At 64.9% G+C, this 15,259-nt stretch carries 12 protein-coding genes; 6 read left to right on the top strand and 6 right to left on the bottom strand.

Going from position 1 to position 15,259, the window contains the following annotated elements; genetic code table 11:
- Positions 1 to 345: 345 nt before the first annotated feature.
- Positions 346 to 1,809 (top strand): alanine racemase, encoded by a 1,464-nt coding sequence (locus ACQCVD_RS13910; protein ID WP_426824376.1) that lies wholly within the window; start codon positions 346 to 348, stop codon positions 1,807 to 1,809.
- A gap of 27 nt (positions 1,810 to 1,836) precedes the next feature.
- On the opposite strand, the gene ACQCVD_RS13905 is transcribed toward ACQCVD_RS13910, so the two are convergent.
- The 3 genes from ACQCVD_RS13905 to ACQCVD_RS13895 are packed head-to-tail and all read right to left on the bottom strand — an operon-like array spanning position 1,837 to position 4,873.
- On the bottom strand, positions 1,837 to 2,493 hold the full coding sequence (locus ACQCVD_RS13905) for a LutC/YkgG family protein (protein ID WP_426824375.1): 657 nt from the start codon (positions 2,491 to 2,493) through the stop codon (positions 1,837 to 1,839).
- Entirely contained in the window at positions 2,490 to 4,067 is a 1,578-nt protein-coding gene (locus tag ACQCVD_RS13900; RefSeq protein WP_426824374.1) for a LutB/LldF family L-lactate oxidation iron-sulfur protein, read from the bottom strand. The genes ACQCVD_RS13905 and ACQCVD_RS13900 overlap by 4 nt, the downstream gene beginning before the upstream one ends.
- Positions 4,064 to 4,873 (bottom strand): (Fe-S)-binding protein, encoded by an 810-nt coding sequence (locus ACQCVD_RS13895; protein ID WP_426824373.1) that lies wholly within the window; start codon positions 4,871 to 4,873, stop codon positions 4,064 to 4,066. Before ACQCVD_RS13895 ends, ACQCVD_RS13900 begins: the two co-directional genes overlap by 4 nt.
- A 269-nt stretch (positions 4,874 to 5,142) precedes the next feature.
- Between ACQCVD_RS13895 and ACQCVD_RS13890 the strand changes: the two genes are divergently transcribed.
- Both ACQCVD_RS13890 and ACQCVD_RS13885 read left to right on the top strand, forming a co-directional pair.
- A complete protein-coding gene (locus tag ACQCVD_RS13890; protein WP_426824372.1) occupies positions 5,143 to 6,813 on the top strand; it encodes an L-lactate permease in 1,671 nt (556 codons plus the stop codon).
- Positions 6,814 to 6,917: 104 nt separating this feature from the next.
- A complete protein-coding gene (locus ACQCVD_RS13885) occupies positions 6,918 to 7,631 on the top strand; it encodes a FadR/GntR family transcriptional regulator (RefSeq protein WP_426824370.1) in 714 nt (237 codons plus the stop codon).
- A gap of 25 nt (positions 7,632 to 7,656) precedes the next feature.
- On the opposite strand, the gene ACQCVD_RS13880 is transcribed toward ACQCVD_RS13885, so the two are convergent.
- Positions 7,657 to 9,675: a LamG-like jellyroll fold domain-containing protein gene (locus tag ACQCVD_RS13880; RefSeq protein WP_426824369.1), complete on the bottom strand. Its 2,019-nt coding sequence runs from the start codon at positions 9,673 to 9,675 to the stop codon at positions 7,657 to 7,659.
- A 467-nt stretch (positions 9,676 to 10,142) separates the two neighbouring features.
- Between ACQCVD_RS13880 and ACQCVD_RS13875 the strand changes: the two genes are divergently transcribed.
- The 3 genes from ACQCVD_RS13875 to ACQCVD_RS13865 all read left to right on the top strand — a co-directional run bounded on the left by ACQCVD_RS13875 (position 10,143) and on the right by ACQCVD_RS13865 (position 13,683).
- Positions 10,143 to 11,582, top strand: coding sequence for an MFS transporter (locus ACQCVD_RS13875; RefSeq protein ID WP_426824394.1), 1,440 nt, complete (start codon positions 10,143 to 10,145; stop codon positions 11,580 to 11,582).
- A gap of 15 nt (positions 11,583 to 11,597) precedes the next feature.
- Positions 11,598 to 12,542 (top strand): nucleoside hydrolase, encoded by a 945-nt coding sequence (locus ACQCVD_RS13870; protein ID WP_426824368.1) that lies wholly within the window; start codon positions 11,598 to 11,600, stop codon positions 12,540 to 12,542.
- Positions 12,543 to 12,609: 67 nt separating this feature from the next.
- Positions 12,610 to 13,683, top strand: a complete 1,074-nt coding sequence (locus ACQCVD_RS13865; RefSeq protein ID WP_426824367.1) for an App1 family protein — start codon at positions 12,610 to 12,612, stop codon at positions 13,681 to 13,683.
- 48 nt (positions 13,684 to 13,731) lie between these two features.
- Here the strand turns inward: ACQCVD_RS13865 and ACQCVD_RS13860 are convergent, their stop codons facing one another.
- A complete protein-coding gene (locus ACQCVD_RS13860) occupies positions 13,732 to 13,941 on the bottom strand; it encodes a ferredoxin (protein ID WP_426824366.1) in 210 nt (69 codons plus the stop codon).
- A gap of 21 nt (positions 13,942 to 13,962) precedes the next feature.
- Positions 13,963 to 15,006 (bottom strand): fatty acid desaturase family protein, encoded by a 1,044-nt coding sequence (locus tag ACQCVD_RS13855; RefSeq protein ID WP_426824365.1) that lies wholly within the window; start codon positions 15,004 to 15,006, stop codon positions 13,963 to 13,965.
- Positions 15,007 to 15,259: the final 253 nt, after the last annotated feature.

Here is a 15,259-nt window from a genome sequence, read left to right as displayed (position 1 = left end):
AACACGCTCTCCAAAAAGGAAGACTAAGACCGCCCGGGAGGAAGTAGGGAGAACCTGAGGGACCACTCAAAACTTTCTCCCATAACCCTACCCACACCGCTCTCCCCTATTAGTGAAAAACATTTAGTATTACTAAAAGGATGATTTAATAGCATCTTATCGGGTGAATTCAGGGAGTTTCCCCCTAAAATCAGGCACAAATCCCCCACTTCATAGATTCTTAATATTTTCTTGGCTATTGTCCGCCTTAGCGGGCAGAGAACAGGTTCCTCTCCCCCTCATCCACCCAGCCCACACCCAGCACCCCCAGTGAGAGGGAAGATCACCGTGGTACGGAAGAACTCTGTGAGCATCACAACCAATCATCGCCGCAGGCTGCTCGCGCCGGCGGTGGGGCTCGGCATAACCGCCCTCGTCCTGACCGGCTGCGCACAGCCGGAGTTCCTGCTGAGTCGAGACAGCGCAGCCGATGCGGACCAACCGGTGCCCGCTTCGGTCGACGGTACGATAACCCTCTCCCCGACCCACGGTTCGATCCAGGGTGGCAATCTGGTTCTGGTGGCCACCGGCGAAGGGGCCGATGTACCCGTCACCGCACAGTTCGGGGAAACAGCCGTGGACTGCCATTTTGACGAGCTCTCGGCGCGGCATGCCTGCGTAGCACCACGCGGGGAGACGACCGGGCTGGTCAACGTCGCGCTCACGGTAGATGGCACCCCCTTGGACACCACCGGCACCTACACCTACACCACACCCGGCACGCAGGACTCCCCGATGATGACGGTCAACACCGACACCGTGCGGAAAAAGGCCACGGAGATCCGGGGCTCCTACCCGCGGGACCTGATGCTCGCCGCCGTGTTGAAGAACGGCGCCCCGGTGGACGTATTCGGCCAGGTCATCCACGGTGAGGCAAAGCCGGAGTACTTCTTCGTGCCGACGCTGGCGGACGCCATCAAGCTCCGCGAGTCGGGCATCGAGTCGCGGATCGCGGTGCTGTACGTCTCGCAGCTCGAGCACATCCCCCTGATGCTGCACTATGACATCGAGGGCGCCGCCGCGGACGCGTCCTGGGTGGCCGAGGCGAATGAGGTCGCCGCCAGTACCGGCGGAATTCTGAAGGTCCACCAGTGGATCGACACCGGTCTCGGCCGCGAGGGGGCCACGCCCGATCAGGCCCTGCCGCTGGCCACCGCCATCGAGACGGCCCCGCATCTGGAGCTCGTCGGTATCGCCACGCATTTCTCACACATCACGGACCAGGACGAGGCGGCCATCGAGGACGGCGACCTCAACAACATCACCGCTGCACAGAAGAAGCGTTTCGACGACTCCGTGGCGGAGATCCGCGACGCGGGGCTCGGTACGGACGCGCTGATCCACGCCGGGGCGAGCGACGTCCTCATCCACGAGATCGATTCCCTGTACTACGACCTGTTGCGGATTGGCGGTGCCTTCTTCGGAGCCAATTCTCCGGAAGAAGCCGTGTACTCCTGGAACACCCAGCTGGAAACGGTCAAGACCCTGCCCGCCGGCTGGTGCATCGACTATGACTGCACCACGCCGACAGCCGAGGAGAAGACCGTGGGGACGGTCAACCACATCCCGCGGCGCGAGACGGAGCTGGTGTTCACCGTCCGGGGTGTACAGGTTCCGGTCCTGCTCAATCACGGGACCGTGGTCACCCTCGACCTCTCCGGAGTGCCGGAGGTCGCCGTGGGCGAGGAGGTGCGCATCGACACGAGCCCGGAGGGCTTCTACATGCTCGACGCAGCCTCCCCGTTGCCGGTGACCACCGTCAGCGGTTAGCGACGCCGCCGGGGCCCGGCGCCGTGGTCAAGCCCGGGAGGACGGTGCCGCGTCGCGGCGCAGCAGGATCACATCCAGGTTCCGGGGGCCGTGCACCCCTTCCACGCGCTTCAGTTCAATGTCGGAGGTGGCCGAGGGGCCGGAGATCATGGTGATGGGTGCGGTGGGTTCGACCCGCTCCATCGCCTCCGGGACCAGTTCCACGATGCTGTCCAGGGGAACGACGCAGATGTGGTGGTCCGGCACCAGTGTGATCATCCGGCGCCCCTCATCGGGCCGACCGCTCAGAAAGATGGTGCCGGTCTCCGCGCAGGACACGGTGGAGGATGTCACCACTGTGCCGACGTTATTGAGATCCTTGACGCCGAGGACCTCCTCCGTGGTTTCGACGATGACCTGCCGGGTGTCGGTGTCCTCAGGGACCCAGGTGTGCTCCAGACCGTCGGGGATCACGTACTCGCCGGTGTCGGCGAGCAGCGCGCCGATGCGCTCGGCGATGGTGTCGGAGGTCTCGTGGAAGACATTGGCCCGGTAGTCCAGCAGCCGGTCCTCAAGCATCTCCACCACTTCTGCGTGGTCACGGTTGGATTGGCGGCGGTAACCGCGGGGTGCCTCGGGGGCCGCCGGGGCGTCGTCAAGCGCGCTCCGGAGACGGGCGAGGATCTCGGTCTTGGCGTCGCTCACTTGTCCTCCTCCTGGTTACGGTAGCCGCCGTCCCGGGCAACCCGGGATTCGGCGTCCCCGGCATGTTCCTTCCACCAGTTGCGGAAGGACTGCTTGGGCGGGGCCGGAATGTCGCGGACGTCGGTCCAGCCACCGATCACGCCGGGCAGCCAACTGATCGCCCGGTCCCGACCAGCCACGACCCGCCCCAGCGGCAGTGCCTTCTCCGCCAGCGACATCGTCGTTCCGGAGGACATCATCAGCGAGGCCCCCTTCATCATCATGTCCATCTGGGTGGGCACCTTGCCGGCGAGTCTGCCCAGTCCGGTCTTTTCTTCTCCTGAGGGGCGTTCACCGTGCTGGGTCCGCACGTCCTCGTCCCGGAGGTGGACCAGGATGTCTGGGATGTTGATCTTGACCGGGCAGACGTCATAGCAGGCGCCGCAGAGTGAGGAGGCGTACGGCAGGGAGGCGTTTTCCGCGGAGGTGATGCCCGTCAACTGCGGGGTGAGGATCGCCCCGATCGGCCCCGGGTAGGTGGAACCGTAGGCGTGACCGCCGGCCTGTTCATAGACCGGACAGACATTCAGGCAGGCCGAGCACCGGATGCAGTGCAGCGCCGAGCGGCCGTCGGGATCGTCGAGCACCGCGGAACGACCGTTGTCCAGCAGCACCACGTGCATGTTCTGCGGGCCGTCGCCCGGGGTCACGCCGGTCCACATGGAGGTGTAGGGGTTCATCCGCTCGCCGGTGGACGAACGCGGCAGCAGTTGGAGGAACACCTCCAGATCCGCGAAGGTGGGGATCAGCTTCTCGATGCCCATCACCGAGATCAGCGTGTTCGGCAGGGTCAGACACATCCGGCCGTTGCCCTCTGACTCGACGATGGATAGGGTGCCGGTGTCCGCCACCCCGAAGTTCGCGCCGGAGATCGCGACCGAGGTGTTCAGGAACTTCTCCCGCAGATGCCGCCGCGACGCCTCGGCCAGATCCCGGGGCTCGGAGGTCAGCGTCTCATCGGTCTCCGGCATCTCGGCCAGGAAGATGTCGCGGATCTCGTCGCGGTTGCGGTGGATCGCGGGCACCAAGATGTGGGAGGGCTTATCGTGGCCCAGCTGCACGATCAGCTCCGCCAGGTCGGTTTCGGTGGCCTCGATCCCGTGTTCGGAGAGATGATGGTCCAGACCGATCTCCTGGGTGGCCATGGACTTGATCTTGATGACCTCCTCCGAACCCGTCTCCTGCACCAGCTCCGTGACGATGCGGTTGGCCTCGTCGGCGTCGCGGGCCCAGTGGACGTGGCCGCCGGCCGCGGTGAAGTTGCGTTCGAACTCCTCCAGCAGTTCCGGCAGGTTCGCCATCACCTGCTCCTTGAGCGCGGAACCGGCCGCCCGCAGCTCCTCCCAGTCCGGCAGTTCGGAGACGACGTCGGCGCGCTTGGCGCGGATGGTGTGGGTGGCGTGGCGGATATTCGTCCGCATCTGTTCGTTGCCCATTTCCCGGCGCGCGGCCTCGGGAAAGGGCTCGTCGATGTGGAGGTTGCCCTGCCCGTGGGCGGGACGGAGGGTGGGCATGCCAAGGGATGTCGGGCTCATCGGGAAGCTCCTTCAGTGGTGATGGACAATTCGACCGGGCCGTCGACCTCAAGGGGGTTGTCCTTCGTCGACGCCAGGATCTCCGCCAGGTGGACGGTGCGCAGGTCCACATCCCGCTGCGACATGACCCCTCCCAGATGCAGCAGGCAGGAGGCATCCCCGCCGGTACACAGCGGTGCCCCGCTGGCCTCGATGTTTTCGATCTTCTCCACTGCCATTGCCGCGGAGACGTCCGGGTTCTTGAAGGAGAAGGTGCCGCCGAAGCCACAGCACTCCTCGGCGTTCGGCAGCTCGCGGTAATCGATGCCGCCGACGCTACGCAGCAGCCCGGAGGGCCGGTCCCCGAGCCGCAGCAGGCGCAGGCCGTGGCAGGAGGGATGGTACGTCACGGTGTGCGGGAACCAGGAGCCGAGCTGCTCCGCGGCGTCGGTGACCCCCAGGACGTCGGTGAGCAGTTGCGTGAGTTCATAGGTGTTGTCGGCGACCTCCGCGGCCCGTTTGGCCAGCTTCTTGTCTCCACCGGCGCGCGCCACCATGGGCTGCTGGTGGCCGAGCGAGGCCACGCACGACCCGGACGGGGCAACCGCGACGTCATAGTCCGCCTCGGTGAAGGCCCGGACGTGGTTGCGCACCACGGGCAACGCGTCACTGAGGTAGCCGCTGTTGACGTGCATCTGGGAGCAGCATCCCTGGCCTTCCGGGAACACCACCTCATGGCCGAGTCGTTCGAGGATGCGCACGGTGGCGAGGGCCACCCTGGGGTACATCGCGTCCACGATGCACGTGGCGAAAAGCGCGATTTTCATGGGACCTCCGTTGGGGCGGGTGAGTCTGGTGGGGAGATTACGCCGGAAGCGGCGGGCTGGCAGCTCCCGGGAGCGATCCTACCCCTGTGGTCAGACCATCCTAGGACAGTGTCGCACATCACGCAATATCCACATGGCACTCACAAGCTATTGACCGGTGTGACGCCCATCATATAGTCTGCTGTGGTCAGTCCACTATGGTCAGTCCACAATCGGCGGGCGGCCCAGCAAGAGTTTCTCCCCATTCCCCCTCAACCCAGGAGTCACGCGTGAACACCTACACCGCGTTAACCGATGCCGTCGGCGGCAGTCTCGCCCTGTCGGCGCTGGTCGGAACCCTGCCCCTGCTCACCTTCTTCGCGATGCTGCTGCTGGCGAAGGTCGCGGCCCACGTCGCGGGCCTGACCTCCCTCGCCGTGGCCCTGCTCGTGGCGATCTTCGCCTACGGGATGCCGTGGGACCTGGCCTTCCTCTCCGCCAGTCAGGGGGCCGTGTTCGGCTTCTTCCCGATCGTCTGGATCGTGGTCATGGCGCTGTGGTTCTACCAGGTCACCGTGCTCAGCGGCCGATTCGAGGACATGCGCACGCTCTTCGACACCCTCGGTGGCGGTGACCTGCGCATCCAGGCGATCCTCATCGCCTTCTGTTTCGGTGGCCTGCTGGAGGCACTGGCCGGCTTCGGCGCCCCGGTCGCGATCACCGCGACCATGATCATGGCCCTCGGCATCAAGCCGCTGAAGACGGCCACCACCGTGCTGATCGCCAACACCGCCCCCGTGGCCTTCGGCGCCATCGCCATCCCCATCACCACCGCGGGCGCGCTGACCGGCCTCGATCCCGCCCACATCGGCGCCATCGTCGGCCACCAGGCACCCTTCCTCGCCGTCCTGGTCCCCTTCATCCTGCTGCTGATCATCGACGGAACCCGCGGCCTGCGCGAGGCCTGGCCCGCGGCCCTGGTGATCGGGGCGAGCTTCGCCGTCGCGCAGTGGTGGTCGGCCACCCACTTCTCCTATGAGCTCACCGACGTCGTCGCCGCGCTCGTCGGCCTGGGGGCCGCGGTGATCCTGCTGCGCTTCTGGAAGCCGAAGGGCACCGACGGCGTCCGGGAGCGCCTCGGCGTCGAGAAGCCCGCCACCGTGGAGAAGCTGACCCCGGTGCGCATCTGGATGGCGGTGCTGCCCTACCTGCTGGTCGTGGCCGTCTTCGGGGTGGCCAAGCTGTGGAAGATCGGTGTGGACGTGCCTGCCCGACTGGCGGCCACCGACGTCAAGATTCCCTGGCCCGGGCTGGACGGCAACCTCTTCACCGCCGAGGGCGAGGTGCTCACCAGCACGGTCTACAACTTCCAGTGGCTGTCCAGTCCCGGCACGCTGCTGCTGATCTCCGGCCTGCTGGTCGCCGTCATCTACGCGGTGTTCACCCACCACGGGAAGTTCAAGCTTGATTTCACGGACGCCCTGGTCGAGATCGGCCGCTCCTTCTGGCGGATGCGCTGGGCGGCCCTGACCATCGTCAGCGTCCTCTCCCTGGCCTACGTCATGAACTTCTCCGGCCAGACCATCGCGATCGGCACGTGGGTGGCGGGCCTCGGCGCGATCTTCGCCTTCCTCTCCCCGGTGCTCGGTTGGCTGGGCACCGCGGTCACCGGCTCAGACACCTCCGCCAACGCCCTGTTCGCCAACCTGCAGAAGACCGCCGCCGAGGGCATCGGTGCCGACCCCTACCTGATGACCGCCGCCAACACCGCCGGCGGCGTGGTGGGCAAGATGATCTCCCCGCAATCGCTGGCGATCGCCGCCACGGCCGTCGGCATGGAGGGCAGGGAATCGCAGATCTTCCGGGCCGTGGTCGGCTGGTCCATCGGCCTGCTGCTCCTGCTGTGTCTCCTGGTCTTCCTGCAGTCCAACGTCCTGGCCGGGATGCTGCCGGCGTTCTGATGCGCGCGGCCGGCGTGAGCGCGGGACCAACCCGGCGGGCGGTGTCTCTCATCCGGCTTAGTGCTACCTAAAGTAATGGGGAATCTACTGACCAGGAGTTGCCCATGACCACCACGCGCCGCGCCTACACCGTCGTCCTCGCCTGGGTCGAGGAACGCCTCCGCTCCGGCGAACTGTCCATCGGGGACAAACTGCCCAGCGAACGGGTCCTGGCCGAGCGGTTCGACATCTCCCGGGCGTCCGTCCGGGAAGCCGTGCGGATCCTGGACGTGATGGGACTGGTGCGCTCGGCCACCGGGTCCGGCCCCAGCTCCGGTGCGACGGTGATCTCCGAGCCCTCCGCCGCCCTCGGCTGGGCGCTGCGGATGCACATCGCGACGAAGTCACTGCCGATCAACGACATCGTGCAGACCCGCCTGCTGCTGGAAACCCAGGCGGCAGTGGAGGCGGCGGAAACTTTGGATTCAGCGGACCGCACGGAGATTCTGGACCGCGCCGCTGAGCTGATCACGGTCATGGATGACCCCGGGCTGCCCGCCGATGACTACCACCTCCACGACACCCAGTTCCATCTCCTCCTGGCCTCCCTGGCCGGCAACGTCGTGGTGGAGACCATCATGACCTCCCTCCGGCAGGCCACCATCTCCTATGTGCAGGAGACCGTGGCCGGAGTCAATGACTGGGCCGAGGTCCGCGACACCCTCCAGGCACAGCACCGGGTGATCCTCGCGGCGGTCCGGGAACGCCGGGGCGACGATGCCGCACAGGCGCTGCGCGAACACATCATGTGGTTCTACGGGCTGAGCGGGGAGAAATGAGCGGCTGCGTTCCAAGTGGCGCAGATCAGATCCGCACCCCGAAGGAGCGCAGCTGATCCTTGAGCTGGTCAAGCGCCGGATGGTCGACGTTGAGCAGGGCGACCACCCCCGCAGCCACGCCGCCGAGGGCGGCGGTCAGCCCCAGGATGCCGGCTCCGGACGAGCCCAGGGAGGAGCTTTCCCCGGACCGGGCCGGTGGCTCCGGTGCCTCGTGAGCACGGGCGGTCAGCCACTGGTCTGCTGCGAGGGCACCGTGCACCACGCGGGTCTCACCGATCTGGCCGTACCAGGGATTCGCAGGATTCGAATCCCACATGTTGGCACCGATCAACCAGGCCTCCCCGGTGGCGGCCAAACCCTGGGCATCCAGGACGTCGCGCAGAATCGGGGCACCATTGACGAACATCTCGACGGAATTGGTGTCGGGGTCGTTGATGATCGCCACGTGGAGCCATTCCCCCTTGGGAACTTCATGCGACCAGTTCGAAGTGCCGGTGGTGGTCCCCTCCGTGGCGACCGTGGTCCACTGCAGTTCCCGGAGCGAAGACACCGCGAGGGCCGCAGGTGGTTCATCCCCCTCGGGGATTTCAGCCGCAATTTCCCCGCGTTCCCCCTGCCGGGAGATGGCCCCCATCCAGTGGTTGTCCCCGTCGAAACCTTCGTCGACCTTGATGAACGTTTCGAAGGTGTAACCGTCATCGAACGTCTCGGTGTTGATGGCCGCGTCAGCCGTAGTCTCGAACCAGTTCAGACGCTGACTGTTCTCAGCCGGATCGACCCATCGGAGGGAAGCGGTGTCAGCTGACAACGGGTGCGTATCGGTGGTGTAGATGACATCCCCGGCCGTAGCACCTTGCGCACCGCGGGTGTTGAGTTCGGCGCGCACCATATCGTTGTCGCCCGCGGCGTCCGGAATCACCGAACCGGGTCCGATCCCCTCACCCTCTTCCGCTGGGCGCCCGTCGACCTCAGTCATCCCCGGACGCCAGTGCACCGCCGTGTCTTCAACCTCGGGGTAGTCCGAACTGTCGGTCGGCAGGTCGCCCTCCTCGATAGCCGGAGGAGTATATCCGGCCGAGATAATCTCACGGGCCAGGGCAGCGTAATCCGGGTCGTCCTCTTCCCCGATCGCCCAATCCGGGGCGAACCCTGCGAACCGGTCGACGAAGTCCATCTCTACGGCCCAGCTGTCACTGGGTCCTTCTGGAATCAGGTGATCGAACTGGTTGAGCTGTTCCGCCGGCTTCGCTGCCACCCACGGGGAAAGCGCCGTCATGTCCAGCTGGCTTCCAGAGAGGTCGAACTGGATGAGTCCCAATAGACCATTCCCGCCTTGATAGGCCATTTGATAGTCCTGCAGTACATTGACCACCGGGTTACCGGTGGCGTTGGTGTCCACCCGGTAGCCCGCCCCGTGGTGGTGACCGGAGAGAGTCAGGAAGATCTGGTCATTCTGCGAAATGAAGGTGTCCCAGAGGTGCTGCCCATAGGACTCGGAGAGGAAAATCTCTCCCTCCGCATTGATGTTGGAAATTTCGTGGCTGGTGAGGATCACCGGGAGCTCAGGGTGCGCATCGAGCACACTCTGCGCCCACGCCAGCGCGGCGTCGTCGGCCCGCCACGCTAGAGCGAGGACCAGGTACTCCTGCCCTTCCGCCTCGAAGATATGGAATTCAGATTCATTATTGGCGGCCTCGTAGCGCTCCCCGAAGGTGGCGTTCCGGGCAGCCCGGTCAGCGGAAAAGTACTGGGTGTACATCGTCGGATTCGTGTCCGAGATGTCATGATTCCCCGGAAGGACGGAGTAGTTCATCCCGCCGTCCTCCAGAATCCGCATCGAACGATCAGCCACCTCCCACTCCTGCACAATGGAAGACTGGTCCACTACATCACCCAAGTGCGCGGTGAAGGGAATGTTCAGTTCATTCTGATGCTCGACCAACCACTCCGCTTGAGCGGCGTACGGCTCTGAGCCGTAGCGGTCCATATAGAGGTTTCCGGTGTCCGGCGTCGAGTACCGCGAATAGAACTGAGTATCGGGCATCACCCCCAAAGTGAACCGGGAACCCAACTCGGTGTCTTGAGCCTGAGTGACAGCGGTCGTCCCAGCTACAGCCAGAGTGGACACAAGAACGGCAGCCGTACAAGAACGGCGGGAAATTCGCATGACAACCTTTCACAGAAACGGATGCGCGACTCCACCCTCGAATCAGGGGGTCGACAGAGCGACATTAGATCCACCTTGTGAACGAACCATGAAGTTCCGGAGAACATCTTAATGTAAAGAAAGGATCTTTTAGTAAACACAGCAACCGTCACCATGATGGCCTCGACGAACTTTCTGCGGCCCGTTCCGTCGGCCCCACTACGCAACGTCCCCCGCGCCGGTTAAAATGAAGCGGAGTTTATGATTTCCCATCCGTCCGGGTATCACCAGTTCAGGTATGGCGCGCATCCGGGCTGACCCCAGTGAAAGCAGGTGTTCCGGTGACTTCCGCGTCGTCGCAACAGATCTCAGATACCGACTCCGCGAGACTCAGCGCCGGGCAGGTGGCACCCCTCGTGCTGGCCCTGCTGGCTGCAGTGTTCGCCTTCCAGCTCAACGCCTCCATGCTCTCCCCGGCGCTGGTGGTGATGGAAAATGAGCTCAGCGCCACCAGCGCCCAGATCGGGCTGACGCAGACCGCGTTCTTCACCGCCGCGGCCCTCTTCTCCCTGTTCCTGCCACGCTGGGCAGACCTCATCGGACGGCGCAAGGTGCTGGTCGGCATGATGCTCGTCCTGCTGGTCGGCTGCATCGTGGCCGCTCTCGCCCCGAATGCGACGGTACTGTTCATCGGGCGGGTGATCCAGGGGGTCGCCGGGCCCACCGTGCCGATGTGTCTCATCATGCTGCGCGTGCAGATTCCCAGTGACAAGCAGTATGCCCTGTTGATGGGCATCATCACCTCGGTCAACGGCGGCATCGGCGGCGTCGATGCACTGGCCGGCGGCTGGCTGGCGGACCACCTCGGCTTCCGCTCGATCTTCTGGGTGATGGCCGTGATCGCCATCCTCGCCGCAGTGGCCGTGCAGTTCGGCACCAGGGAGTCCACCGCCACCGAGACCCACCCGATGGACTGGAAGGGTGTGGTCCCGATCGTCATCGCCCTCGCTGCGGCGCTGATCGCCTTCAATGAGGCCGGCAAGCTGGCGGCGGCGAACTGGTGGCTGGTCATCGGCCTGCTGATCGTCGCGGCGGCCGCCTTCTTCGTGTTCTGGCGGATCGAGTCCACGGTCCGCTATCCGCTGGTGTCCACCCACTACATGAAGCAGCGCCGCACCTGGGCCCTGCTGATCACCACTTTGCTGACCATGACCGGGGTGTTCGCGGTGATGAACGGTCTGATCCCGAACCTGGGGCAGAACGCCGAGGTCGGTGCCGGCATCGCCGCCGATACCGTCTCGTGGTGGACGCTGACCCCCTACGCGTTGGCCGGTCTGGTCGTCGGGCCGATCGCGGGCGCGCTGGCGGGCAAGTTCGGTTACAAGGTGATCCTGCAGATCGGTCTGATCGGCACCGCCCTGGGACTGTTGGCGGCCATCTTCGTGGTGGGCGATCCCGGACCGATCTCGCTGCTGCTGATCTCGTTGTTCGTCGGTGTCGTCTACGCCGGCATCTCCAACATCATGCTCAACGGCATGGGTATCGTGCTCTCCCCGGCGGATAACCCGGGTTACCTGCCCGGAATGAACGCCTCCGCCTTCAACCTCGGTGCCGGTCTCAGCTTCGCCATCCTCTTCGCGGTGTTCACCTTCTTCGCGGAGATGGATCCGGCCGCGGGCTTCCGCTTCGGCATCGGCACCGGTGCCGTGATCCTGCTGTTCGCCTTCCTGACCTCCTTCCTCATTCCGAAACCGGAAACTCTCTCCGACGCGGTGAGCGATGAGACCGCGAACATCGAGAACTAGGGAAGAATGAAGGACATGACGAAAAAGATCATCCTCGACTGCGATCCCGGCCACGACGATGCCGTGGCCATCATCCTGGCTGCCGGCAACCCCGCCATCGACCTCCTGGGTATCACCACCATCGGTGGCAACCAAACCCTGCCGAAGGTCACCCGCAACGCCCTGACGGTGCTCACCGTCCTCGGCCAGACCGATGTTCCGGTCTACGCCGGATGCACCCGCCCCCTGGTACGCGACGTCGAGGTCGCGCCCGACATCCACGGCGACTCCGGCATGGAGATCCATGGCTATGAGCTGCCGGAACCAGTCACAGATGTCATCGCTGAGACACATGCGGTGGACTACATCATCGAGACGGTGATGAGCCACGAGCCCGGCACCGTCACCCTCGTGCCCACCGGGCCGCTGACCAACATTGCGCTGGCGGTGCGCAAGGAACCCCGGATCGCGGAACGCGTGAAGGAGGTCGTGCTCATGGGTGGCGGCTACCACGAGGGCAACTGGTCCGCGGTGGCCGAGTTCAACATCATGGTCGATCCGGAGGCCGCCCACATCGTCTTCAACGAGTCCTGGCCGCTCACGATGGTCGGCCTGGATCTGACCCATCAGGCCCTGGCCACCGCGGAGGTCGAGCAGCGTCTGGTGGACCTGGACACCGATGTCGCCCGCTTCGTCGTCGGTCTCTTCGGCTTCTTCCGCCAGGCCTACCGTGACGCCCAGGGCTTCGACGATCCGCCCGTCCATGACCCGTGCACCATCGCCTACCTCATCGACCCCGCCGTGGTGACCACGCGGAAGGTGCCGCTGGATGTCGAGCTGCGCGGAGAGCTGACCGTGGGCATGACCGTCGCGGATTTCCGCGCCCCCGCCCCGGAGGACTGCACCACCCAGGTGGCGGTCACACTCGACCGGGAGAAGTTCTGGGACCTGGTGATCGATGCGGTGGAGACGCTGAGCTGACACCCTGACCAGCACGGGCTCCACTCCACCCAGCGCCCTCCCCCGCCATTCCCGTACCCTCACTGGCATGGCACTCGCGGACTTCGTGCGTAAAGCGGAACACTCCATCAACCGCGCCGGAGTACGGCGCAAGGCCGAGGCGGGCTGGCGCCCGGCCGTCACCGGATTCCGGGGTTACGGATCCGGGCGGCGCGTCCGGGTCCTCGGCCGTGTGCTCATGGCGGATCCGGAGGAGCCGGGTGAGGACACCCCGATCACGCCGCGCGGCGTCGCTGAACAGGCCCAGCGCGGGTGGCGACAGTTCTTCACCGTCCAGGTCGGGGGTCTCCCCGTGACCGTCCGCGCCGGCGAGCAGACCGTGCACACCACCACCAACGCCAACGGTTATGTGGATGTCCTGGTCAATGACCACGGTCTCCCGTCCGGCTGGCAGGAGGTCACCATCGAGGCCGAGGGCGCGCCACCGCAGCGCGCCGACGTGCTCATCGTGCCATCTGAGGTCCGGACCGGCCTGATCTCGGACATCGATGACACCGTGATGGTCACCTGGCTACCCCGGGCGCTGCTCGCGGCCTGGAATTCCTGGGTCCGGCACACCAACAAGCGCAAACCCGTCCCAGGCATGAATGACTTCTACCGGGAGCTGCTCGGGGACGATCCCGACGCTCCCGTGTTCTACCTGTCCACCGGCGCGTGGAACACCTACGGAACGTTGGTCGACTTCCTGGCCAAGCACGATCTTCCCAAGGGGCCGCTGCTGCTCACGGACTGGGGGCCGACCCCTACCGGTTTGTTCCGTTCCGGCCAGGAGCACAAGAAGGTGCAGCTGCGGAACCTGTTCATCGAGTTCCCCGAGATCCAGTGGATCCTGGTCGGAGATGACGGCCAGCATGATCCGCTGATCTACGGCGAAGCCGTATTCGAGCACGGTGACCGTGTCGCCGGGGTGGCCATCCGCCAACTCTCCCCCAGCGAGCATGTGCTCTCCCACGGCACGACCACGGCCCTGACAGAACCGGCGCAGACCGCGGAGCGGGGCGTGCCCACGATACTGGGAGCCGACGGTCACGAGCTGCTGGACAATTACCGTCGGGCGTCGTTTCCGCTCGTGCGAGAACAGGTGGCGGAAACCCCCGAATAACTGACGCTTGTCGACGCCGCGCCCGGCGGCGGGGCGCCCGGCAGCCCGCTATCTGCCCCCGCCTTCTTCCACCCGGATGGTCGCTGACGGGCAGAGTCGCTCCGCCCGTTGCACTCTGGACAACTCGGCCTCTGGGGGGTGCTCATCGGCCACGCTGACGAAACCACCGTGCTCATCGAGGTTCCGGAAGACATTCGGCGCGATGTACCCGCAATTGCCAGAGGCGATGCACGTGTCGTAGTTGGCGATGACCTTCATCTCCCCTCCTTTCCAGTGCCCTCAGCCCCGGTACTGGAGGACCAGCGGGCACGTGTACAGATTCCGGTTCCGCAGTCCGACCTGGTTGAGATAAGCGATGATCGTGGCATAGCACTCACGCAGCGTCGTCTCGGTGTAACGGATGTCATGGCGGGCGCAGTGCTCTCGGACAAGTTCCTGGAGCACCGGAAGATTCGGGCGGGGTGTCTTGGGGAATAGGTGGTGTTCCACCTGGTACTGCAGGCCACCCATGAGAAAATGCACCAGTCGGCCGCCCCGGATATTGCGGGACATGCGCACCTGCCGCCGCAGGAAGTCGAGCTTCACGTCGTGGGGGACGCTCGGCATCCCGATGTGGTTGGTGGCGAAGGCCCCACCGAGCAGGAACCCGAACACGATCACCTGGACCACGATGAAGCTAAGTGCCAGCCCCACAGGCAGGAAGAGAAACAGGAACACCGGATAGCCGATCAGCCTGATCCCGAGGAAGAGGAGCTCGACCCACCGATGCCTGATCTGCCGGGACGTGAGGACCTTCTTGGTGGCGGCCAGATGCAGGGAGAAACCCTCGAAGAGCAGCAACGGAACAAAATAGTAGCCCTGGTAGCGCGTGAGTCGCGCCCACAGACCGCTGCGCCGGTCCGCGTTCTCCGGGGTAAGGGCCACGACCTTCGAGGTCACGTCTGGATCCGATCGTTCCCGGTTGGGGTGGGCGTGGTGCCGGCTGTGCTTGTCCACCCACCAGCCGTAACTCAGCCCGGTGAGCAACCCTCCCAGAACGCGAGCCGTCCATTCGTTCCAGCTGCGGCTGCGGAAGATCTCCTGGTGGGCGGCCTCATGGCTGAGGAATCCCAGTTGTGACATCACCACCCCCAGGAAAGTGGCGAGGACCAACTGCCACCAGCTGGCGCCGAGCAGAGCCACCGCGATGAGGATGGCCAGGGTGCACAGCGTCCAGAACAGAATCCTGGTCCAATAAAAGCCGTAGCGGCGCTGCATGAGTCCGGCGTCATGGACTTTGGCGGATAGGGCGAGGAAGGATTCGACGTGGGGGTTGGTGGTCATCGGACCTCCTAATGCTGTGACGTATGACATAGTCTAGCGGCCATTCACTCCCGGGACAGCACCTCGCCAAGCTTCTCACGGGCAAACCCCCACCGCGCCATCGCTGCCGGTATTTATATTCATGCTAACCCCGGCCTTCACAAAATTTCCCTCCCCGCTCAGAAAAGCTTTCAACCTTTAACAGAGAAACCGGTTTTTGCAGGTGACCCTGTTTCTGTACCTTGATAGTTTGTCCATCGAAACCCAACGAGAT

It is taken from the genome of Corynebacterium halotolerans (assembly GCF_050107895.1).
In the GTDB taxonomy this organism is placed as follows: Bacteria; Actinomycetota; Actinomycetes; order Mycobacteriales; family Mycobacteriaceae; genus Corynebacterium; species Corynebacterium halotolerans_B.
Note: the sequence above shows the minus strand (reverse complement) of the source record. Positions and strands in the feature narration are given on the sequence as shown.

Excerpts from the sequence above, each read along its gene's own strand:
- ACQCVD_RS13880 (WP_426824369.1), bottom strand. The coding sequence starts at position 9,675 with ATGCCCGATACTCAGTTCTATTCGCGGTACTCGACGCCGGACACCGGA.
- ACQCVD_RS13900 (WP_426824374.1), bottom strand. The coding sequence starts at position 4,067 with ATGAGCCCGACATCCCTTGGCATGCCCACCCTCCGTCCCGCCCACGGG.
- ACQCVD_RS13860 (WP_426824366.1), bottom strand. The coding sequence starts at position 13,941 with ATGAAGGTCATCGCCAACTACGACACGTGCATCGCCTCTGGCAATTGC.
- ACQCVD_RS13870 (WP_426824368.1), top strand. The coding sequence starts at position 11,598 with ATGACGAAAAAGATCATCCTCGACTGCGATCCCGGCCACGACGATGCC.
- ACQCVD_RS13865 (WP_426824367.1), top strand. The coding sequence starts at position 12,610 with ATGGCACTCGCGGACTTCGTGCGTAAAGCGGAACACTCCATCAACCGC.
- ACQCVD_RS13885 (WP_426824370.1), top strand. The coding sequence starts at position 6,918 with ATGACCACCACGCGCCGCGCCTACACCGTCGTCCTCGCCTGGGTCGAG.
- ACQCVD_RS13855 (WP_426824365.1), bottom strand. The coding sequence starts at position 15,006 with ATGACCACCAACCCCCACGTCGAATCCTTCCTCGCCCTATCCGCCAAA.
- ACQCVD_RS13895 (WP_426824373.1), bottom strand. The coding sequence starts at position 4,873 with ATGAAAATCGCGCTTTTCGCCACGTGCATCGTGGACGCGATGTACCCC.